Source organism: Oceanicella sp. (genome assembly GCF_056449545.1).
In genome coordinates this window covers 16,590-39,940 of sequence record NZ_JBWOMN010000140.1, presented here as the reverse complement: position 1 = coordinate 39,940, position 23,351 = coordinate 16,590, and the positions used below count along the sequence as shown (strand labels likewise).

At 68.2% G+C, this 23,351-nt stretch carries 2 protein-coding genes and 1 tRNA gene; all 3 read right to left on the bottom strand.

Annotation, left to right across the window (positions count from 1 at the left end):
- Nucleotides 1-24: 24 nt before the first annotated feature.
- Nucleotides 25-99 (bottom strand) — tRNA-Gly (locus AC1HC7_RS17780).
- A 94-nt stretch (nucleotides 100-193) separates the two neighbouring features.
- Complete coding sequence (locus AC1HC7_RS17775) at nucleotides 194-1,819, bottom strand: long-chain fatty acid--CoA ligase (RefSeq protein ID WP_479495472.1); 1,626 nt, start codon at nucleotides 1,817-1,819, stop codon at nucleotides 194-196.
- A 153-nt stretch (nucleotides 1,820-1,972) separates the two neighbouring features.
- Complete coding sequence (locus tag AC1HC7_RS17770; protein WP_479499278.1) at nucleotides 1,973-23,074, bottom strand: tandem-95 repeat protein; 21,102 nt, start codon at nucleotides 23,072-23,074, stop codon at nucleotides 1,973-1,975.
- Nucleotides 23,075-23,351: the final 277 nt, after the last annotated feature.

Genomic DNA, 23,351 nt, shown 5'->3' with positions numbered 1-23,351 from the left:
GGGGCCCGGATCGGCTGGGGAAGGTGGAGCGGGCGATCGGGATCGAACCGACGACATTCAGCTTGGGAAGCTGACGTTCTACCACTGAACTACGCCCGCGACAGCGAGACAAGTATCCCCGGCGGCGGGGCGCGTCAAGCGGGTCTTGACGCGCTCCGCCGTCAGGGGGCTGTCGGGGGGGGCGCGCGTCGGGTCAGCCCGCGTCCTTCAGGTGATCGCGGTAATCTTCGCGCAGCTTGGCCTTCAGCACCTTGCCGGTGGCGCCGATGGGCAGGGCCTCGACCAGCACCACGTCGTCGGGCAGCTGCCATTTGGGCAGGGCGGCGGCGAGATGCGCCATGATCTGTTCCGCGGTGGCGGGGTCGTCCTGCGCCGGCAGCACGATGATCAGCGGCCGTTCGTCCCATTTGGGGTGCGGCACGCCGATCACCGCCGCCATGGCCACGCCCTTGCAGCCCATGGCGCAGTTTTCCACGTCGATGGAGCTGATCCACTCGCCGCCCGATTTCACCAGATCCTTGGCGCGATCGACGATGGTGACATTGGCCTCGGCGTCGATGGTGGCCACGTCGCCGGTGTCAAGCCAGCCGGTCGAGGTCAGCGGCGAGATGTCGGAGCCGAAATAGGCCGAGGCGATCCACGGCCCCCGCGCCACCAGCCGCCCCGAGGCGGCGCCGTCATGGGGCAGGGGGCGGTCGTCTTCGTCGACGATGTCAAGCTCCACCCCGAACACCTGCCGCCCCTGCTTGCCCTTCAGCGCGATGCGCGCGTCAAACGGCAGATGCGCCTTGGCGGGCGGCACGTTCGAGATCGAGCCCACGGGGCTCATCTCGGTCATGCCCCAGCCCTGGGTCACCTCGACGGCGAACTCGCCCTCGAAGGCGGCGATCAGCGCATGCGCCGGGGCCGAGCCGCCGATCAGCGTGCGCGCGAACCCGTTCGGCGCGCGGTTTCTGGCGCGCATCTCCGCCAGCAGGCCCAGCCAGATCGTCGGCACGCCGGCGGCCATGGTCACGCCTTCCTGATCCATCAGCGCGAACAGCGACGCGCCGTCGAGCCCCGGCCCCGGCATCACCAGCTTGGCGCCGCCGATCAGCGCCGAATAGGGGATGCCCCAAGCCATGACGTGGAACATGGGCACAACCGGCAGGATCACCGTGGATTCGCCGATATTGATGGCCCCGGGCAGGGCCACGGACATGGCGTGCAGCACGGTCGAGCGGTGCGAATACAGCACCCCCTTGGGGTCCCCCGTGGTGCCGGAGGTGTAGCAGAGCCCGGCGGCCAGATCCTCGTCGATCTCGGGCCAGTCGTAATCGCTGCTTTCGGCGGCCAGCAGGGTCTCGTAATTGAGCATCTCGAAGGGCGCGTCGGCGGGGTGGCTGGCCGCATCGGTCATCAGGATCACGTGGCGCAGTTTCGGCAGCTTGTCCTTCAGCGCCGCCACCAGCGGGATGAAGGTGGCGTCGATCAGCAGCACCTCGTCGGCGGCGTGGTTCATGATGTAGACCAGCTGCGCGGGGGAATAGCGCGGGTTCATCACGTGGCAGACCGCGCCCATGCCGGAGATCGCGTAATAGGCCTCCAGATGGCGCTGGGTGTTCCAGGCGATGGTGCCGACCCGGTCGGATTGGGTGACGCCGAGCTTTTGCAGGGCGTTGGCAAGCTGGCGCGCGCGGTTGCGGACCTCGCGGAAGGTGGCGCGGACCATGGGGCCCTCGACCGAGCGGGTGACGACCTCCTGCGCGGGGAAAACCGCGTTGGCGTGCTCCAGGATCGACGAGATCCGAAGCTGGGCGTTCATCATCAGACCGTGCATGTGCGGATGTCCTCTGTCGGCTGTCTAGTATCGGCGGTTTCTTCAGGTCGGGCGCGCGCAGCGCGCGCCGGTCACGCAGAATGAGCCAGTCGCGCGACGCGCGCCAGCGAGAATTCTCCTCGGGCGGCCCGCGCGGCGTGCGCGCGGGCCGGATCAGAAGATGAAATCGCCGTCGTCCAGCACGTCCGCGTCGGTGCGATCAAGCTGGATCACCACATTGGCGAACTTGATGATGGCGTGCTTGCCGTCCTGCGAGATGTCGAGGTCGCTGAAGCGGCTGGCGCCGGCGCCGATCTCGATCTTGTCCTGGCCGTCATGCCAGTCGATGATCCGGTCGCGGCCATGGCCGCGGGCGAACACGAACACGTCCTTGCCCGCGTCGCCCTTGAGGAAATCCGCGCCCTTGCCGCCGATCAGCCGGTCATTGCCGCCGCCGCCCTCGAGCCGGTCGCCGCCGGCCTCGCCGCGCAGCACGTCCCTGCCGCCGCCGCCGAGGATCCGGTCGGCGCCGCCGCCGGCCTTCATGATGTCGGCGCCGTTGCCGCCTTTCAGCAGATCCGCGCCGCCGGCGCCGCTGAGGGTGTCGTCGCCGCCGCCGCCCAGCAGGGTGTCGTTGCCGCCGCCGCCCAGCACCCGGTCATTGCCGCCGCCCCCCTTGGCCACGTCATTGCCGTTGCCGGCCTTGAGCAGGTCCTTGCCCGGGCCGCCGACCAGCAGGTCGACGCCGCCATGGCCGATCAGCGTGTCGTCGCCGCCGGCGCCGTTGAGCACGTCGTTGCCCGCCTGACCCAGCAGCCGGTCCTTGCCCATGCCGCCGAACAGGCGGTCATTGCCAAGCCCGCCTTTCAGTTCGTCATCGCCGATCAGCCCGCGCAGCCGGTCGTCGCCGCCCAGCCCCAGCATGGTGTCGGCGAAACGCGATCCGGCGATGTCGTCATCCTCGGGCGTGCCGCGGAAAAAGGTGCGCACGCCCTCGCCGGCGATGTCGATGCTGACCGTGGCGGTGGTTTCCTCGGTCCCGTCGCCCAGCGCGTAGGTGAAGCTGTCGGCCCCGGTCTCGTCGTCGAACAGCCCGTCGAAGGCGCCGTTCGGGTCGTAGTCGAAGCCGCCGTCGGCGCCCAGCGTCAGCCGCGCGCCCGACGCCAGGATCACCGCCGCGCCCACCGAGGCGGCGACGCCGTTGACCCGGGTCACGCTCAGCGCGTCGCTGTCCGGGTCGCTGTCGGCGCCGGCGCCGTTGTCGGCGAGGACATTGCCCGAGACGGCGACGCTTTCGCTGGTGGCGAAAGCGTCGTCTTGCGCCACCGGCGCGGCGTTGCCCACGGTGATCGTGCTGTCGGTTCCGTTGTCGGAGACCGCGAAGCTGCGCCCGGCGAAATCGCCCAGCAGGGTGATGACGGCGTCGCTCGACCCATCGCCGTCCGCGTCGATGTCGAGGATCGCCGACCCGGCGGTCACCGTCAGATCGTCGGCGCCGAACACGACGCCCTTGACGCGGATCGCGTCGGCGCCGCCGAAATCGGTGACGGTGACGCCGTCCAGCGCCGCCAGCCCGCCGGCGATGACGTCGGCGCCGGCCCCGGCGGTCACCGTGTCGTCGCCGAGTCCCAGATTGATCAGGTCGTCGCCCGCCAGCCCGAGGATCGCGTCGGCCCGGTCGGTGCCGGTCAGCGTGTCGGCGTTGTCGGTGCCGGTGATGGCGTCGCCCAGATTGTCGTTGACGGTGAGCGTGAAGCCCGCCGTCACGCTCTGATCGCCGTCCGAGGCGCTGACCTCGATCTGCAACGCGCCGTCGGCCCCGATGGGCGCGAGCCCCGAGAACGCCCAGCCCGCGGCGTCGAAGACCAGCCATGAGGGCAGGGCGCCGCCGCCCGCCAGCGCGGCGGTCAGGGTCAGCGGATCGCCGTCGCCGTCGCTGAAGGCGCCCGCGTCGATGGCGATCGCCACCTCCGCGCCTTCGTTGACGCTGCGATCGGGCAGCCCGGCGGTTTCCGGCGCGTCCTCGACCGAATTGATGGCGATGTTGACCTTGGCCTGCGCCGTCTGCCCGGATTCGTCCGAGATCTGGTAGCGGAACTGCGCCAGCCCGTGATAGCCCGGCTGCGGCGCGAACAGCACGTTGTCGCCGTCGATGCTCAATTCGCCCGCCACCGGGTAATCCACCCAGTCCAGCGTGATGTCGCCCACGGCGTTTTCGTCATTGCCGATGAGATCGGCGATGGCGATGGACAGGGTCACGTCCTCGTCGGTCTCGAAACCGCCATCGTCATTGGCGCGCAGGGTGCCGACCTCGATCGAGACCTGCGCTTCGCCCTGATTGCCCTGCGCGTCCTCGATCGCGTAGGTGAAGGCCGCGACCCCGACATAGCCCGCATCCGGGGTGAAGGTGACGACGTCGCCGGCCAGCGTCGCCGTGCCGTGCAGCGCGGTGTTGACCGAGGCGAGGGAGAAGGAATCCCCCTCGATATCCATGTCGTTGGCCAGCAGGTCGGCGGCGGCGATCTGCAGAACCGCACCCGGATCGACGCTGAACCCGTAATCGTCCACCGCCACCGGCGCGTCGTTGACCGGGGCGAAATCGACCACCGCGTCACCGGTCACCGGCCCGGTGACGCCGTCGGTGATCGTGTAGCGGAAGGTCACCAGCCCGGTGAAGTTTGCGTCCGGCGTGAACGAGACGCGATCCCCCGGCAGCAGTCCGGCGCGGCCGTTGGTCACCACCAGGTCCAGTTCCACCAGGCTGAGCGCGTCGCCGTCGGCGTCGGTGTCGTTGGCCAGCAGATCGGCGATGTCGATCAGCAGCGGCGTGTCCTCGAAGCCGTCGAAGCGATCGGCCACCGCCACCGGGGCGGCGTTGTCGGGACGGATGTCCAGATTGACGGTCGCCGAGGCGTCGCCGTCGCCGCCGGTGATCGTGTAGGTGAAGGAATCCTCGCCATAGAAGCCGGAATCGGGCGTGTAGGTCAGGGTGTCGCCGTCCAGCGTCAGCGTGCCGTTGCGCACCGCCGCCAGATCGGCGGACAGGAAGTCGAACGGATCGCCGTCGCCGTCCTTGTCGTTGGCCAGCAGCTGCGCGGCGGTGATCTCCAGCGCCTGGCCTTCCAGCCCGGTGAAGCTGTCATCCTTGGCCACCGGGGCGTCGGCCACCGCCGTCACCTCGATCGACAGATGCGCCTCGCCCGGCGAAATGCCGTTCTTGCCGTCATTGGCTGTGTAGGTGACATGGGCGACGCCGACGAAATCCTCCTCGGGGGTGAAGATCAGGTCCTCGCCGTCGCGGCGCAGGCGGCCGTTGTCGGCGTCGAAGGTCTCGAATTCCAGCACGTCGCCGTCGGGATCGCCGTCATTGGCGAACAGCGTGAAGGCCGAGAGCAGCAGCTCGGTGTCTTCTTCGGTGGTGAAGGCCTGATCGTCGTCGGTGACGTAGGGATCGTCGTTCTCGGGCGTCACTTCGATGAACACCTCGCCGCGCGCGGTCCCGCCGCGCCCGTCGGAGATGGTGTAGTAGAACGAGGCGTCGCCGTTGTAATCCTCGTTCGGGGTGAACAGCACATTGCCCAGTTCGGTGAATTCCACCGCGCCCTTTTCGGGGTAGAGGTCCAGCGCGGAAATGGTCAGCGGATCGCCGTTGGGATCGTTGTCATTGCCCAGCAGCTGCGCCGCGGCGATCAGCAGCGGCACGTCCTCTTCGGTGGTGAAGCGGTCGTTGCGGGCGCTGGGCGGATCGTTGATCGGGATCACCGCGACATCGACCTTGACCGAGGCCTCGGCGCCGAAGCTGTCCTTCACGGTGTAGGTGAAGCTGGCCTCGCCGAGGAAATCCGCGTCGGGCGTGAAGATCAGCGAGGTGACGGGATCGCCGCCCCCGCCGCCGGCCGCGCCGCCCCCGCCGCCGCCGGGCAGCACGCCGATCTCGATCGTGCCGTTGACCGCGTCCTGGGCCGACACGAAGCTGATGTCCTGGCCCTCGGGGTCCTTGTCGTTGCGCAGAAGCTGGGTCGAGGTGATCTGGATCGGCGTGCCCTTGCGGGCGACGTAGCCGTCCTTTTCAGGGCGCGGCGCGTCGTTCACGCCGGTGAAGTTCAGCTCCACATTGGCGACCGACGTGCCGCCGGCGCCGTCGGAGACGATGTAGCTGAAGCCCGCCGTGCCGAAGTGATCGCCCGAGGGGATGAACAGCACGTTGGGCGAGAACAGATCCAGCATGGCGATGCCGGAGGTGGCGTTCTCCACCTGGGTCTCGACGCCCGTGATGGGGGCGCCGTTCTCGTCCAGCAGCTTGCCGAAGCCGGCGATGTGCAGGTTGTCGCCGTCGATGTCGCCGTCATTGGCCAGAAGGTCGGCGATGGGGATGAACAGCGGCGTGTCCTCGACCCCGTTGAACGGCCCGTCGTCAAGCGCAACCGGGTCGTCGTTCACCGCGCCGAGATTGACCTCGACCGTGGCGGTGCTTTCGCGCCCGGCGCCGTCGGAAACGGTGTAGTCGAAAAAGGCGTCGCCGTTGAAATCCTGATCGCCGCGGAAGGTGACGGAGCCGTCGTCATTCAGCACCGCCGCGCCGTTCACCGCATTGCCCACCGACAGGATTTCGAAATTCTCGGTCCCGCGCGCGGCGTCGTTGCGCATGAGAAGGGCGCCGTCGATGACGTAGTCCTCGTCCTCCAGCCCGAAGCGGGCGATGTCGTCGCGCGCGTTCAGCGCGTCCGGCGTCGCCGCCGCGTCGATGGCGGCGCGATCCCAGACCGTGCCGTCCTCGAACAGGATCTGTTCGATGCCGCTGGCGGCGCCGTCGAAATGGCCGAGCACCAGCACGCTGTCGATCAGGAAGGCGTCGTCGTTTTCCAGTTCGACCATCAGGGCGTTGTTCTCCGCCCTGATCAGCGACACGTCGGCGGTCCTGACCCCGGCGCCCATCACCAGCTTGTCGATGTCGCCCGCGGCGCCGGCCTCGGCGATGTCGTCATCCCCGGCGTCAAAGCCGAAATTGTAGATGTCGCCGCCGCCCGCGCCCTCGAAGCGATCGTTGCCGAAGCCGCCGATGAAGGCGTTGACCCCGGAATCGCCCTTCAGCACGTCGTCCCAGGCCGAACCGATCAGGTTTTCGATGCCGGAGAGCGCGTCGCCCTCCGCATCGCCGCCCGATCCGGTCCCGGCGGCGAGGTCAACGGCGACCCCCCGGTCCGAGCCGGCGTAATCGGCCCAGTCATCGCCGCCGCGCCCGTCGATCGCGTCGGCGCCGGCATTGCCGGTGATGGTGTTGGCGCCGCCGTCGCCCAGCAGCGTGTCGTCATGCAGCGACCCGATGAGGTTCTCGATGCCGTTGAACACGTCGCCCGCGGCGTCGCCGCCCCCGGCGGTCAGTCCGGCGAGATCCACCGTGACGCCCTCGGCGGACATCGCGTAATCCGCCGCGTCGCGCCCGGCGCCGCCGGTCAGCGTGTCGGCCCCGCGCCCGCCCGTCAGCCTGTCGTCGCCGCCGCCCGCGAACAGCTTGTCGTCGCCGCGCCCGCCATCCAGCCAGTTGTCGCCGGTGTCGCCCGACAGGGTGTCGGCCTGGATCGAGCCGATCAGGTTCTCGACGCCCGCAAGCGTGTCGCCCTCGGCGTCGCCGCCCGCCCCGGTTCCGGCCCCGAGCGAGACGTTGACCCCCGCGGCGCTGTCGGAATAATCCGCGGTGTCGGACCCGGCGTTGCCTTCCAGCCGGTCCGCCCCGGCGCCGCCGATCAGCCGGTCGTCGCCGTCGCCGCCGCGCAGCGTGTCGGCGCCGCCGAGCCCGTGCAGCGCGTCGTCGCCCCCGGCCCCCGACAGGAGATTGGCGCCGCCCGACCCGAACAGCTGGTCGGCGAAGGCCGAGCCGCCCAGATCCTCGATCGACACGTATTGGTCGCCCTGCGCATGGCCGCCCTGACCGATGCGCGCCAGCAGGTCGGCGCGCACGCCGATGTTGGAGGTCGAATAATCCGCCATGTCGCGGCCCGCGCCGCCATCCAGCAGATCGGCGTCGTCGCCGCCTTCGAGCACGTCATTGCCGGCGCGCCCGAACAGGTCGTCCGCGCCCGCCAGCCCTTCGAGGCGCTCGGCGACGGGGGCGCCGATCAGCAGGTCGCGGATCTGCGACCCGGTTATGGTCGCGGCGTGATCCGCGGCGACGCTGGCGGTGACGGTCCCGTCATCCTCGCCGCCCTCGCCGTCGACGATGGTGTAGCCGAAGGCGAGGTCGCCCGTGAACCCGGCGCTCTGCTCCACCACGACGAATTCGTCCTGATAGACCGAGATCGTGCCGTCGGACGGGTCTTGCGCCGACGCGAAGCTCAGCTGCGCGCGCGCCTCGTCGGGGTCGTTCCTGAAATCGCGCGGGTCGCCGTCATTGGCCAGCAGGTCCGAAACACGCACCACGATCGGCGCGTCGAGGCTGCCGGCGGCGACGTCGTCCCCGGTTTCCGGCAGGTCGTTGACCGGGGTCACGGTGATCGAGATCAGGCCCTCGTCCTCGCCGTCCTTGTTGTCGGTGACGGTGTAATGCAGCGCCAGATCGCCGTTGTAATCGTCGCTCGGCGCGACCACCAGGTCGCCGTTGGCGTCAAGGGACAGCTCGGCGTCGCCCCGCGACGACCGGTCCAGCCAGATCGCCGTCACCTCCAGCTGATCGAGATCGATGTCGGTGTCGTTGATCAGCATGTCCGAGATCCGCAGAACCGTGGTCACGTCCTCGAGAATGGTGAACTCGTCATCGCCCGCCACCGGCGGCGCGTCGCTGACCGGCGCGAAATACATGGTCACGCGGGCGTCGTCGACGCCGCCCTCGCCATCCGAGATCACGTAGCGGAACGAGGCCTCGCCCCAGAAATCGGGATCCGGGGTGAACACCACGTCGCCGTCGCCGTTGATGTCCACCGTGCCGTTGATGGCGTTGGTGACCGTGGTCAGCGCGAAGCCGGCGCTGTCGAAATCGCGATCGTTCTCCAGCAGCCTGGCGGCCGAGATCACCAGCGGCGAATCCTCGAGGCCCGACAGGTAGTCGCCCGCGCCGTTGGCGTCGTCGTAGGATTCGTCCCGTGCCGCCGGCGGGTCGTTGAGCGGGGTGACGGTGACGAAGACCGTGGCGATGGACTGCCCGCCCTGATCGTCGTCCACCTCGTATCTGAAGCTCGCCTCGCCGGTGAAATCGGACTTCGGATCGAACAGCACGGTCTGGTTGGCGAGCAGGGTGGCGTTGCCGCCGACCTCGCCGAACACCCGCGACACCCGCATCTGGTCGCCGTCGAATTCGCGGTCGTTGGCGAGGATGTCGGCGGCGGCGAAGAACAGCGGGTGATCTTCCTCGGTCTCCATGAAATCATCCGCCAGCACCGGCGCGGTGTTGACCGGGATCACCTGCACGACGGCCTCGGCCACGGCCGTGCCGCCGCGCCCGTCGGAGATCGCGTAGCTGAACACCGCGGCGCCGAAGAAGAACGCCGTGGGGGTGACGGTGATCACGCCGCCGGCGGTCAGGTCCACCTGCAGGTCGGGGCCCGAGAACACCTCGGTCACCGTCAGCGGGTCGCCGTCCGGGTCGGTGTCGTTGGCCAGCAGCTCGCCCACGAGGATTTCGCCGGTTCCGTCCTCCAGCACCGAGAATCCGCGATCGAGCCGCGCCGTGGGCGTGTCGTTGACCTCGGTCACCTCGATGGTCACCGTGGCCTCCGCGCGCCCGCCCTGCGGCGTGTTGGCGACGTAGACGAAGCTCGCCTGGCCGATGAAATCGACATCGGGCGTGAAGGTGATGACCCCGGTCGAGGACATGGCCGCCACGCCATGGGTCGCGTCCTTGACCTGCGAGATGCTGAGCAGGTCGCCGTCGAAATCATTGGCCAGCAGCCGCGCGGCGGTGATGGTGAGGAGACCCTCCTCCTCCACCGTGAAGCCGTCATCGTCGTTGGCGCTGGCCGGCGGGCGCACGCGCATGAACACCGTGGCGTCGGTCAGCCCGTTGGCGCCGTCGGACAGGGTGTAGTCGAACTGCGCCGCGCCAAGGTGATCGGCGTCGGCGGTGAACACCACGTCGCCGTCGGCGTTCAGCGCCACCGCGCCGCCGATCGCCGCGCCGACCGCGATCAGGCTCAGCGGGTCGCCGTCCGGATCGAAATCGTTGCGCAGCAGGGTTTGCGCGGCGATCACCGTCGCCTCGCCCTGCACGGCGGAAAACACCCCGTCCTGGCGGGCCTCGGGGGCGGCGTTGTCGAGCGCGGCCAGCGCGTCGGCCATGGTCCAGACCACGCCGTCGGCGAATTCGATTTCCTCGATGCCGTCGTCCGCGGCGCCGTTGAGGGTGTTGAGGATGGTCAGCCGGTCGCCTTCGTTGACGCCGTCGCCGGCGAAGACCAGCACCAGCCCGTCATCGCCCTTGTAAAGGCGCCGCGCCGCCACCTGTTGAGAGCTGTAGCCCTCGACAACCACCCGGTCGGTTCCCGCGGCGCTGCCGTTGTCCTCGATCTGGTCGGCGCCGTCGCCGGCTCGATAGACATAGGTGTCCCCGCCCAGCCCGCCATGCAGGGTGTCCGACCCGGCCCCGCCGCTCAGCGTCTCGCCGTCGGCGAAGCCCCAGATGTTCTCGTCGCCGTCGCCGCCCGCGTCGCCGATCAGGCGGGCGCGGATGTCGGCCATGGACCAGCTCGGCCCGCCGGCGAAGGACACGGTTTCGATCCCGGCGTTGGTGTCGCCAAGCGTGTTGCGGATCACCACCCGGTCGCCATTGGCGAAGTCGATCACCAGGTCGAGCCCGTCGGGCGGGCTGCGGCGCATGGTCAGGATGTCGGCCTCGCTCCAGCCCTCGATGCGCAATTCGTCGCCGGCGCCGTTGCCGGTGTCCTCGATGCGGTCGTCGCCGTCGCCCTTGCGGTAGATGTAAAGGTCGCCGCCCTTCGCGCCGTCGAGCACATCCGCCCCGGCCCCGCCGGTCAGGGTTTCGGCCGTGTCGGCGCCGAGGATCAGGTCGTCGCCGTCGGTGGCCAGATCGGCGAGCAGCCGGGCGGTGATCTGCTCCAGCGTCACGGTGACGTCGTCGGCCGGGTCGTCGGCGCTGAACAGCACCTTTTCGATCACGTCGCGCCCGGCGGCGAGCGCGTTCAGGATGGTGACGCTGTCGTCCGATCCGGCGAAGCGCAGGGTCAGGTCGTTGGTGTCCGCGCCGAGGCGCAGGAATTCGGCCCCCGCAAAGGCGTGGCCGCGGATCTCCAGAACGTCGTCGATCGGGTCGTCGCCCTCGCCCACCGGGACGTCGCCGCGATCGCGGATCACGTCGGCGCCGTCCCCGGCGTTGAAAACGTAACGGTCGGCGCCCTTGCCGCCCTCCAGCCGGTCGTCGCCGAGACCGCCCGCCAGCGTGTCGCCGTCATTGCCGCCCTGCAGCAGGTCGTCGCCGTCGCTGGCGGCGCCCTGCAGCGACATGGCGACGAAATCGGCCTGGGCCCATTCGGTCCCGTCGTCGAACGCCACCTTCTGCACGCCGGCGTTGAAATACGGGACCAGGCTGTCTTTCAGCACGATGCGCCCGCCGTCGCCGGCCCCCGGGGCGCTGTCGGCGACGATCACCACCGCGTCGCCGCCGTCGCCGCCCCGCGCCAGCGTGGCCTCGGCGGGATCGACGCCGATCAGCTGCAGCGAATCGACGCCGCCGGTCGTGCCGCCATCCTCGATCACGTCCTCGCCGTCGCCGCGCCGCCAGATGTAGACGTCGTCGCCGGATCCGCCGCGCAGCAGGTCGTCGCCGCCGCCGCCTTCGATGCTGTCCGCCGAGGAAAACCCGGTGACCGTGGCGCTTTCGGGCCCGGTCTGGGAGGCGATCAGCCGCGCGCGCAGCTCGGCATTGGTCCAGATCGTGCCGTCGTCGAATTCGACGCTTTCGGTGCCGACCTGGAAAGACGGGTTCAGCGAGGCGCGCAGGATCACCTGCCCGCCATCGCCGGCGCCGGGGGCGCTGTCGGGGATGCGGAGCGTCAGATCGCCGTCGCGGTCCTCGATGGTCACGCCGTCGGCGGCGACCCCGATCAGGCGCAGCTTGTCGATGCCGTCGGTGGATCTGGGTTCGCGGATATCGTCATTGCCGTCGCCGTGGCGCCAGACATAGACGTCGTCGCCGGCCGCCCCCTCCAGCACGTCGTCGCCGGGCCCGGCCTCGATGCTGTCGGCGGTGTTGAAGCCGACGACGATATCGTCGCCCGCGGTGATCGCGGCGGCGAGCGCCGCGGCGGCCAGATCCGCATAGGTCCAGATCGTGCCGTCGTCGAAGGCCACCTCCTCGAGTCCGACCTGAAAATAGTTTTTCAGCGCGTCGACCAGCACGATGCGCGCGCCGTCGCCCGCCCCCGGCGCGCTTTCGGCGATGACCAGCGCCGCGTGGTCGCCGTTGCGTTCGACGGTGACGTCGCCCGGATCGACGCCGATCAGCGACAGGCGGTCGGCGCTTCCGCCGCCGGTGCTCGCATCCTGCAACAGGTCGTCGCCGTCGCCGCGCCGCCAGATGAACAGATCGTCGCCGTCGCCGCCCTCGACGCGGTCGTTTCCTTCGCCCGGCTCGATGGTGTCCGCCGCGGCGAAGCCGGTGATGCTGTCATCCCCCGCCGTGGGCCGGTCGGCCATGAAGCGTTCGCGCAGGTCGGCCGGGGTCCAGATCGTGCCGTCGTCGAATTCGACATTCTCGACGCCGCGTTCGAAATAGCGGCTGAAATGGTTGATCAGCCGGACCCCGCCGCCGTCGCCGGCGCCCGGCGCGCTTTCGCCGTAGCTCAGCACCGCGTCATTGCCGTAGCGGATCAGCGCCACCTCGGCCGGGTCGAGCCCGGTCAGGCGCAGCTTGTCGTTCGCGCCGCCGAAGGTCGCGCCTTCGTCGATCACGTCGAAGCCGTCGCCGCGCCCGTGCATGTAGAGGTCGTCGCCGTCGCCCCCGGCCAGCCGGTCGTCGCCGGCGCCCGCGTCGAGCGTGTCGGCGCCGGAGAACCCGATGACGCTGTCATCGCCGCCGCTGATCGCGCCCGCCATCAGGGCGGCGCGCATGTCGGCGTCGCTCCAGGTCACGGAATCCGCGAACGTCACCGTCTCGATGCCCTGCGCCCCGGCGTTCAGCGCGTCGATCAGCGCCACTTCGCCGCCATCCCCGGCCCCCGGCGCGGTTTCGGCGATCACCAGCACCGCGTCGTTTTCGCGCCGGCGCAGGGTCACGTCGCCCGAGTCGATGTCGGTGAATTCCAGCGTGTCGTCGCCGCCTGAATCGCGGATCACGTCGCTTCCGTCGCCGCGCGCGTAGCGCACCAGGTCGTCGCCGCGACCGGCGTTGACGGTTTCGTCGGCGGCGGTGGTCGCCAGCGTGTCGTCGCCGGAGGTTCCGTCGATGTCCGGCGCCGTGGACGGCGCCGGCAGCATGTCCTTCACCTCGGCGATGGTCCAGGTGACGCCGTCCGAGAACCGGAATTCCTCGATCTGGTCGAACCGGTCGTTGTTCAGCGCGTTGTCGATGCGGATCAGGTCGTCGGATCCGGCGAAGCGGATTTCCAGCCGGTCGTCGCGCCCGGCGGCGCGGCCGAGGATCGCGTCGGTGGACGCGTAGCCGGCGACGGTGATCGCGTCCGTGCCCCAGAAGCCGTTGTCGTCGATGAAGGCGTAGCCGTCGCCGGCGGCGAACTGGTAGAGATCGCCTTCGCCGCCGCCTGACAGCGTGTCGTCGCCGGGGCCGCCGCTCAGCGTGTCGTCGCCCTCGCCCCCCAGCAGCACGTCATCCCCGGCGCCGCCGTTCAGCGTCTGTCCGCCGGCAAAGCCGAACACGATGTCATTGCCGGCGCCCTGATTGTCATCGACCAGCATCTGGCGGAGGTCGGCGACGGACCAGACCGTGCCGTCATCGAAGCGGATGTCCTCGATCTGGTCGCCGTTGTCGCCGTTGAGCGCGTTGCGCATCAGCACCGATCCGCCGGCGTCAAAGCGCAGCAGCAGATCGACCGACGATCCGGCGGGCAGGCTCAGGCTGACTTCGGCGGGGGTGACGCCGGTCAGCTTCAGCGCATCGGCGTCGCTGCTGCCGTTGTCCTCGATGACGTCGTCGCCCTGACCGGGCGCCACGACATAGACGTCGCTGCCGTTGCGCCCCTGCATCTCGTCGTTGCCGGGCCCGCCTTCCAGCGTGTCCGCGACGCCAAACCCGATCACCAGCGCCGGATCGGCGACGGCCTCGGCGGCCAGCACCATCTCGCGCAGGTCCGTCGGGGTCCAGATCGTGCCGTCGTCGAAGACGATCTGTTCGATCTGGTCGCCGTAATCGCCTTCCAGCGCGTTGACCAGGCGGATTTCGTCATCGGTCCCGGCAAACCGGATCACCAGCGTCGCCAGCGCCTCGGGCAGCCGCGAGACCGTGGTTTCGGCGGGCGTGTAGCCCTCGATCTTCAGCTGGTCCGTGCTGCCGGCGCCATTGTCCTCGATCACGTCGCGCCCGTCGCCCCTGGCGAAGACATAGATGTCCGAACCGCCAAGCCCGAACAGCATGTCGTCGCCCTTGCCCCCGGCGAGCGTGTCGGCGCTGGCAAAGCCGGTGATGCGTTCGGGCCCGTCGCTCGCGGACTCGGCCAGCAGCCGGGTCTTGGCGTCGCCGATGGTCCAGACCGTGCCGTCCTCGAAACGGATTTCTTCGATCTGATCCTGGTAGGAATTGTCGAGCACGTTCACCAGTTCGACCCGGTCGTCTGATCCGGCGAAGGTCAGAATCAGCGAACTGGCGCTTTCCGGCGTGCGCGACAGCGCGACCTCGCCGGGCAGGTAGCCGTTGATCAGCAGCGCATCCGTGCCGCCGGCGCCGTTGTCCTCGATGCGGTCGCGCCCGTCGCCGGCGTTGAACACGTAGACATCCGAGCCGCCGCCGCCGATCAGCGAATCGTCGCCCGCGCCGCTCTCCAGCGTGTCGCCGCCGCCGAATCCGGTGATCGTGTCGTCGCCGTCGGTCTGCTGGCGGGCGATGATCGCGATCTTGACGTCGCCGACCTCCCAGATCGTGCCGTCGTCGAATTCGATCTTCTCGATCTGGTCGGCGTTGGACGCGTTCAGCCCGTTGACGATGCGGATGCGATCGACGCCGCCGGGGAAATCCAGCACCAGCGTATCCTCGTCGCCAAGCGCGCGGCGGGGCGTGACCTCGCCGGGCGCGTAGCCGACGATCTTCAGCACGTCGCCCGCGCCGGCGCCGTTGTCCTCGATCACGTCGCGCCCGTCGCCGCGCGTGAACAGGTAAGTGTCGCCGCCGCCGCCGCCATGCAGCGTGTCGTCGCCGCCGCGCCCGATCATGGTGTCGGCGACGCCGGTCCCGGTGATGATCTCGTCGAGATCCGTGCCGCCCGAGGCGATGCCCGCCACCATGTCGGCGCGGGTCAGCGCGGCGCCGTCGCCAAAGGTGATTTCCTCGATCCCACGCCCGGCCGAGGCGCTGAACTGGTTGCGCAGCAGGATTTCGTCATCGGTGTCGGCGAAGGAGATCAGCAGGTCCGGCCCGTCAGGGTTGGGTTGGGACACGATCACGTCGCCGATCTGGTAGCCGCGCAGCTCCAGCCGGTCCACGTCCCCCGATGACGTGGCGTCGTCGTCGATCACGTCGCGCCCGTCGCCGCGGGTGAAGACATAGGTGTCAGCGCCGCGCCCGCCATTGATCAGGTCATCGCCCAGCCCGCCCTCCAGCGTGTCGCCGTCGTCAAAGCCGCCAAGCACGTCATTGGCGTCGCTGGATTGCGAGGTCAGCGCCGCGTCGCGCAGGTCGCTCACGGTCCAGATCACGCCGTCGGAGAATTCGATGCGCTCGATGGCGGAGCGCGCCCCGGCCTCGAGCCCGTCGATGATGGTCACCGCGTCGCCGGTCCCGGGGAAGGCGATCACCGCGTCCGCGCGCAGCGGATGGGCGCGGGTCGCCACCGCCTCGGTGGAGGCGTAATCCACGAATATCAGCGTGTCGGCGGCGGAGTTGCCGCGGTCGTCGATGATGTCGAGCCCGTCGCCGGCCTCGAAGCGGTAGACGTCGTCGCCGCCGAGCCCGCGCAGCAGGTCGGCGCCGGCGCCGCCGGTCATCAGGTCGCCCGCATTCTCGTTGCCGCTCACCACGTCGTCGCCCGCGGTCGCCTGCTGGGTCACCAGCGCCTGGCGGATGGTGGCGAAATCCATCTCCGAACCGTCGGCGAAGGCGAAGGTCTCGATCCGCTGCGCCACGTTGGTGTCGCGCAGCCCGCTGCGGATCGCCAGCGTGTCCTCGAAGCCCTGCAGCCCGATCACCAGCGTGTCGCCGTCCGCGGTCAGCGTCAGCATGTCGGCGGAGATCAGGTCGCCGAATTCCACCCGGTCATCGCCGCCGGTCTCGAAGATCGCGTCGGCGCCGTAGCCGACGCCGAAGCGGTAGACGTCGTTGCCCTTTTCACCGCGCAATTCGTCCGAACCGAGCCCGCCGTCAAGCGTGTCGTCGCTGTCGTCGAAGCCGGTCAGCTCATCGGCGAAATCCGTGCCCTTCAGCACTTCGAGGCGCAGATCCTCGAAGGTCCAGACCGTGCCGTCGGCGAATTCGTATTGTTCCACCAGCCGCTGGGACAGGCCGTCGATCACGGTCAGCGCGTCGCCCGTGCCGGCGATGGACAGCACCAGGTCGCCGCCGTCGCGGCGCAGGTCGAGATCATCGGGCGTGATCAGTTCGCCGAACACCACGCGGTCGATCGCCCCGGCGACGGCGACGCCGTTCAGCACCTCGGTGATGGTGTCGAGATCGTAGCCGACGCCGTAAAGATAGGTGTCCGCGAAACGCCCGCCGAACAGCTGGTCGTCGCCCTGGCGCCCGTCAAGGATGTTCTCGCGGTCGTCAAAGCCCTGCAGCACGTCGTCGCCGCGCCCGCCGCCGGAGATCAGCAGCAATTCCTCGACATCGGCGATGGTCCATTCCGTGCCGTCGGCGAAGCGGAACAGCTCCACCTCGTTCAGGGACGACGCGAACTGCCCCTGGATGCGCAGGGTGTCGGGCCGGTTCTCGATGGAGATGACGAGATCGTCGTTTTCCTTGGAGAACCGCACGTTGTCGATGGTGATGTCGGCCCCGAAGGCCACCACGTCGTCGCCGTTCCAGCGGGCGTTGGCCAGCCGGTCGATGATCACGTCGTTGCCGTAGCCGGCGTCGAACTTGTAGGTGTCCCCGTCCGAGGCGCCGATCAGCGTGTCGTCGCCGCCGCGCCCGTCGATGGTTTCGCCGAAATCGGATCCCCGCAGGGTCTCGTCCGCGTCGGTGCCGACCAGGTCCACGTCCTCGGGGTTGAGGTCGGTGTAAAGAATGGTGCGGTCGGAGAATCGCAGTTCCTCAACCGCATTGGGCTGCCCGTTCATGCCGGCGCGGTTGTATTGATCCACCAGCCGGACCGAATCCCCGGTGGCGCGGACGGTGAAGATCAGGTCGCGGAATTCGCGGCTGACGTCGATGTCGTCAAAGGCGATGCCTTCCATGACCAGCGCGTCCCAGCCGGGGGCGAGCAGCGGGTGGTTGGTGGCGTCGTAGATTTCGTCGTCGCCGTAATCGAGCCCGTAGATGTAGGTGTCGGAATAGACTCCGCCCTCCAGCCGGTCGTCGCCCTTGCCGCCGTCCAGCGTGTCGGCGCGGTCAAAGCCCCAGATGGTGTCGTCGCCATCGGTCCTGGCCTGTTCCAGCAACCGGCGCGCCACGGCGTCGAAATCCCAGACCGCGCCGTCGCTGAATTTGATTTCATCTATATTGTCATAGTAGTAGTCGCCGAACAGCACGGTCGAGGTCAGCTTGAATTCATTGACCAGCGTGACCTTGTCGCCGGTCTCGGCGCCGGTCTCGTCCAGCACCGCGATGGATATGGTCAGCGACGACCCGTCGCGCAGCAAGGCCACCTCGTCCGAACGGATGTCGGTGAAGCGCAGCGTGTCGTAGGATTCGGTGAGGAAATCGGCGAGATTGTCCTCGATCACGTCATGGCCGTAGCCGCGCGAGAAGACATAGCTGTCCCCCACGCTGCCGCCGGACAGGAAATCGTCGCCGAGCCCGCCATCCAGATTGTCGGCGTTGTGAAAGCCCCAGATGGCGTCGACGCCGTCGGTCTTGGCGTTGGCCACGGTGCGGCGCATGATCTCGACTTCGTCGACGAACGAGCCGTTCTGGTAGATCACCCGTTCGATCCGGTCCAGCCAGTGCACCCCCAGAACCAGGGTGTTGATCGACTTGAACTGATTCTGCACGGTCAGCACGTCGCCGGTTTCGACCCCGTCGTCGTCCAGCAGCCGGATGATCAGGTCGTCGCTGTCGCCGACCCGCTCGAATGACAGGTTCTTGTCGGCGATGCCCTCGCCCATGCGCACCATGTCGAAGGCCTCGACGAGGATGTTGTCGTTGTTTTCCTCGATGCGGTCATTGCCGTAGCCGTAGTCGAAAATGTAAAGATCGCTGTCGCGCCCGCCGCGCAGGATGTCGTCGCCCTTGCCGCCGTCGAGCACGTCGACGGCGTTGGAGCCCTGCACCAGGTCGTCGGTGTCCAGCGGATGCGACACCGCATAGGCGATGTCGAGCAGGTCCCAGCTCACCCCGTCGGCGAAGGTGATCTCCACCATTTCCGTGTCGGGCGAGAAATCGCCGCCGAACAGGCCGGGCAGCTTGCCCTCGAACTGGTTGCGCACGGTGAGCACGTCATCCGTGCCGATCACCTCGATCACCAGGTCGAGCCCGTCGCGCCAGGCGTAGACCTCGTCCGATTTCACATGCGCGAAGCGCAGGTAGTCCGGCGAGCGCGGATTCAGCGGTTCTTCGTAATCGTCGATGATGTCGTGGCCGAAATCCTTGCCGACGATGTAGATGTCGGACCCGTAGCTGCCGCGCACGATCTGGTCGCCTTCGGACAGGATGATCAGCTCGTCGGCGTTCGTGCCGGTGACCACGTCGTCCTCGGGGGCGTGCTGGAGGATGGAGTCCTCGTCCACGCCGAAGATCTCGGCGATCTTCAGCAATTCGACGTCCGTGGGCACGTTCTGCGCGGCGCCGAGCAGCATCTGCATCAGCCAGCCCTCGGTTTTCGAGGCGCCGTTGCCGCGGATGTAGTCGGGATAGATCACGTCGACGATCTCGGCCCAGCCCTGCATCCAGTCGATGGCGTCGTCGCGCCCCGCCGGGGCGTCGGCGAAGATCGCCTCGAACATCGGGGTGAGCATGCGCCCGCCCACGGGCTTGAAGCTGTCCGACGCGGCGTCGTATTCGACGCCCTGGAAATACACCGCCAGCCCGCCCTGCATGGCCAGCCGCACGGCGTAGGCGCGCGACTGCGCCTGATAGGATTCCATCAGGCTGGTGAAGAAGCCCATGGTTTCCTCGGGGTCCGCGGGATAGACGATCAGCCCGTCGGAATCGGTGTCGGCGGTCAGGATCTCCGGGCGGAAGGCGATGCCGAAGGAGGCGGAGGCGAAGCGCAGCTGTTCGGCGGTGATGATCTCGGCGCGCACATAGCTGTCTTCGGAATTGTCGAGATCCTTCAGCGTGTCCAGATCGATCTCGTAATTGCGCAGCTGGAAGGCGCCGGGCTCGCCGGTTTTTTCCTGCAGATCAAGGGCGCGGCGCAGGTTGTTGATCCAGACGTTGAAGACGCCGTCCGCGTCGCTGACCTGCACCGAATAGTTGGTGAGCACGCCGTCGGTGTAGGTGACGGCCAGCCGGTCCACCGGCAGGTCGACCCAATCCGAGGCGCCCGGGACCTCGACCCGCCAGTCCATCCCGGCGGGGGTTTGGGCCAGCACGTCGTCCAGCGTCGGGCGGGCGATGGCGTCGCCGCCCGAATCCAGCACCGGATCGCCGGAATTGAGCACCCAATACTTGCCATTGGCGTCCGACACCTCGCGCCCGTAATCCATCACCACCGGGCGATCGTCGACGATCTGCACCAGATAGGGGCGGGGGGCGCGATGGGCCGGCAGTTCGGCGCGGTCCGAGGGCGAGAAGGTCTGCTGCAGCGACCAGTCGCCGCCGGTCTGGGCCAGCACCTGCTCCATGGTCGGGCGGTCGATGACGTCGCCGCCCGAATCCAGCACCGGATCGCCGGAATGCAGCTTGAAATGCCCGCCGCCGGGGCGTTCGACCCAGACCGCCCAGTCGAGCAGCTCGGTCCCGTCCGCCGACAGCAGCATGGGCGTCAGCTCGGCGCTGTCCACATCGGCGGCGGCCCATGCGGAATACACCTCCTGCGCCTGAATGCGCAGCAGCTTCAGGTCGGGGATCGACATGTCGGCCGCGACCCGGGTCAGGGTCTCCAGCAGCAGCGGGTCGTTGGTGGCGGCGACGCCGATATCGGTCAGGCGGCCATAGCCCTTGACCTCGATGGGTCCGGCCCAGGCGGCGGCGGTGCGTCCTTCGAGCGCCGAGCTCTGGCCCTCGATGCCGCGATAGACGGTGTCCACCGGGTTGGTGTCGAAGATCACTTCGTAGATATCGCCCACCACCCCGTCGCCGCGGGTGTAGCTGGCCTTGGCGCGCAGGGTGTTGCCGTTGGACAGTTCGGTGTCGAGCGCCGCGCCCGTCACCTCCAGCGACACGATGTCGTAATCGGCGAGCGAGAACAGTTCGCCCTCGTCGGTGATCCCGTCCTGGTTCAGGTCGCGCCAGATCTCCAGATCCGCGAAGCCCGCGTCCGAGGCGTCGATCACGCCGTCGCCGTTGTCGTCCAGCGCGGCCAGTTCGCCAAAGCCGCTTTCGCCCGGCGCGCCGAACATTTCCGAGGTGGATTCGATGCGCCGGTTGCCGTCCCGGTCCATGACCAGGAAGCCGTCATCGGAGTCCAGCCAGCCGGCCTTTTCGGCGAACAGGTCGCCGTTGAAGTCGAAATTCACGCCGCCGAAATTGTAGGCGGAGGTCTCGATGCCGTCGAGGTCCAGATCCAGCGCCAGCGGGTCGTCGACGGGTTCCCAGCTCAGGTTCTTCACGAAGGTGTGGAGCACCTTCGTATAGAGGATCAAATGCCCCCACAGGGCGTTCCACACCGAAACTTCGTCGCCGACCCCGTAGATGCGGAACAGCATCCCCATGGTGGCGTTGTCGTTGATCTTGTACTGGCTGCCGGTGTCGTCGCCGAAGCTGAAATTGTTGATCACCGTGGAATGGGACAGGATGTCGTCGCTGCCGGCGATCTTGCCCCAGGACACGATCAGCTGGCTGCCGGTGTACCCGTAGTGGATGAAGGGCAGGAACCAGTCATAGGCCTCGTTGGTCTCGCCCAGATAGACGTTGGTGCCGCCCGACAGCGGGATGCCGAACATCTGCAAACGGTCCTGGGGCTCGGCGTCCATGATGAACTGCCCGGCGGCCCACCAGAACGTGTCGTCATCGCCCCCGGCGCCGTCGGCGCCGTCGCCCCATGTCTGGCCGCTGTAGGACCAGTTCGTCAGGAAATCCCGGCCCTTGCCGCCGTAGATCTTGGCGCCGATGCCGCCGATCACGAACAGCCAGTCGTCGCCTTCCTCGCCGTGCAGCTCCAGCTGTTCGCCATTGTCGCCGATATCCGGGGTCCAGCCCAGCAGTATGTCGTCGCCGGCGCCGGCATGGACCTCGCCATGGCCGGCATGGATGATGATGTTGTCTTTGTCGTCGCCGACCAGATAGGCGTTGTCCTTGCCCAGCAGCCACTGGTTATCGTCGTAGATGAAGCCGGCGCTGTCGCCGGTGACGGTGATCAGCTCGGGCACCAGCTGCGCGACGATCGGCTCCACCAGGCTCAACTTCAGCTCCGTCGCCAGCGCCTGAAACATGGTGATCTGGGGTTCGAATTCCTTTTCGAACTCCTCCATCGTCAGCAGCACGAATTCGGCGTAGAACTTGATGTCGCCGCCCGACGCCGGATCGTCGACGATCTGTCGGGCGTAGTCCTTGACGAACTGATACGTGTAGTAGCTGCCCAGCCCGACCACGAAGATGGTGCCCACCGGGTTGGCCGTGGCCAGCCACATCACGCCTTCGCTCACCTTGGCCGACACCACGCCGGCGACGTAGTTCGCGGCCTGATCCAGCAGGAAATCCGGGGTGACGCCGCCGTATTTCTTCAGGTCGGCGTCAAGCTTGTAGAGCGACCACATCATGTTGGCGACGCCGGCGGCCGCCTTGAAGCGGACATCAGGCTTGGCGTCGATGTCAACGTCGAGCTTGCCGCCGAACGAGGTCAGCTTGTCATAGGCCCCCTTGAATTTCTCCGCCGCCTCCACGGTTTCGATGATGTGGTCCTGGGTGATCTCGAAATCGCCCTTGTACAGGTAGTCGTAGAGATCCTTGTGCAGGCTGCCGGTCAGCTCCGACCCGGTCTTGACCAGTTCGTTCGAGGCCGAGGACAGCGACACCGCCAGCAGCTTGTCGACGCCGGAGATTTCCCTGAACACGTCGGACACGATGTCGCCGAGACCGTCGCCCCCGGCGCCGGTGTAGATGTCGTAGATGCCCTGGTAGGAGGGTGCGCCCTCGCCGTCGTATTTCGCCACCAGCGCGCTGTCGCGCACGATGATGTCGATGCGCACGTCGTCGGTCCATTCGACCAGGCCGCCGGGATAGATGATCCGCGCCAGTTCGGGGAATTCGCCCACGAGCGCCGCGTCGATGCTGTCCTCGCTGTCGCCGCGCAGCCGTTCGATGGCGACGTAGAGCCCGCTGGAGCGCACGGTGAAATCTTCGAGCGCGTCCGAGGCCTCGATTTGCAGGCCGCTCAGCGATTCGCCGCCAAGGGTGATGCGCGGGTCGGTTTCCGAGCGCGCGATCGCGGTCAGCGGATCGTCGAATTCGTCGAGCACCTCCTGCGTGAGGTGCAGCGTCTTGGCGAAATCGATCAGGTTGAGCACCTCGATGCGCGCCTCGCCGCGGATGCGCGCCTCCGCCGCCGCGTCGCCCGCCGCCGCGGCGAGATCGCCGTCGACCTGTTCCTTCAGCTTGTCGAGAAAGGACCTGGCGAAAGGCGCGCCGGGATCGGTGAAGATCTTCACGTAATCGGGGGGTGCGTCGTTGCCGGCGGTGGCGGCGCCAAGCGCGATGCCGCCGCGTTCGGTGTTGGGCAGCAGCAGCTGGTTGGCCGCGACGTCGGGGCCGAAGGTCGATCCCGGCTCGGCGAGGTCGTTGAGCCAGGACAGCGCGCCGTTCCACAGGCTGTCGGGAATGATCTGGACGGTCTCGAATCCAACGGCTTCATCGACCTGCGGCAGCAGAATCGCATCAAGGCCGCTGGGCGCGGTGAGTTCGGTCATGACACGCATTCCCCCCTTGAAAACGCCGGCCTGCGCGTGACTGCGGCGCGGCGATCCTCATCAACGCTTTGTCGCGCCCGATCCTCGTCGCGGCGATGCGGCGGCGGGACGGACGCTTTGAAAACCGACGCACGGCGAAACCGCCTCACTCTATACGCCCCCCGGCCCCGGGTCTTCTCCGGCGCCGGCGCGAAACCCGCGCATTAAGGCTGATATCACGCACTCATGGTCAATCGGCGCGCGGCGCCCTGTGAAACGACGCCCCGCAACAGGGGGC

Coding starts and splice junctions, on each gene's coding strand:
- AC1HC7_RS17775 (WP_479495472.1), bottom strand. CDS start 1,819: ATGCACGGTCTGATGATGAACGCCCAGCTTCGGATCTCGTCGATCCTG.
- AC1HC7_RS17770 (WP_479499278.1), bottom strand. CDS start 23,074: ATGACCGAACTCACCGCGCCCAGCGGCCTTGATGCGATTCTGCTGCCG.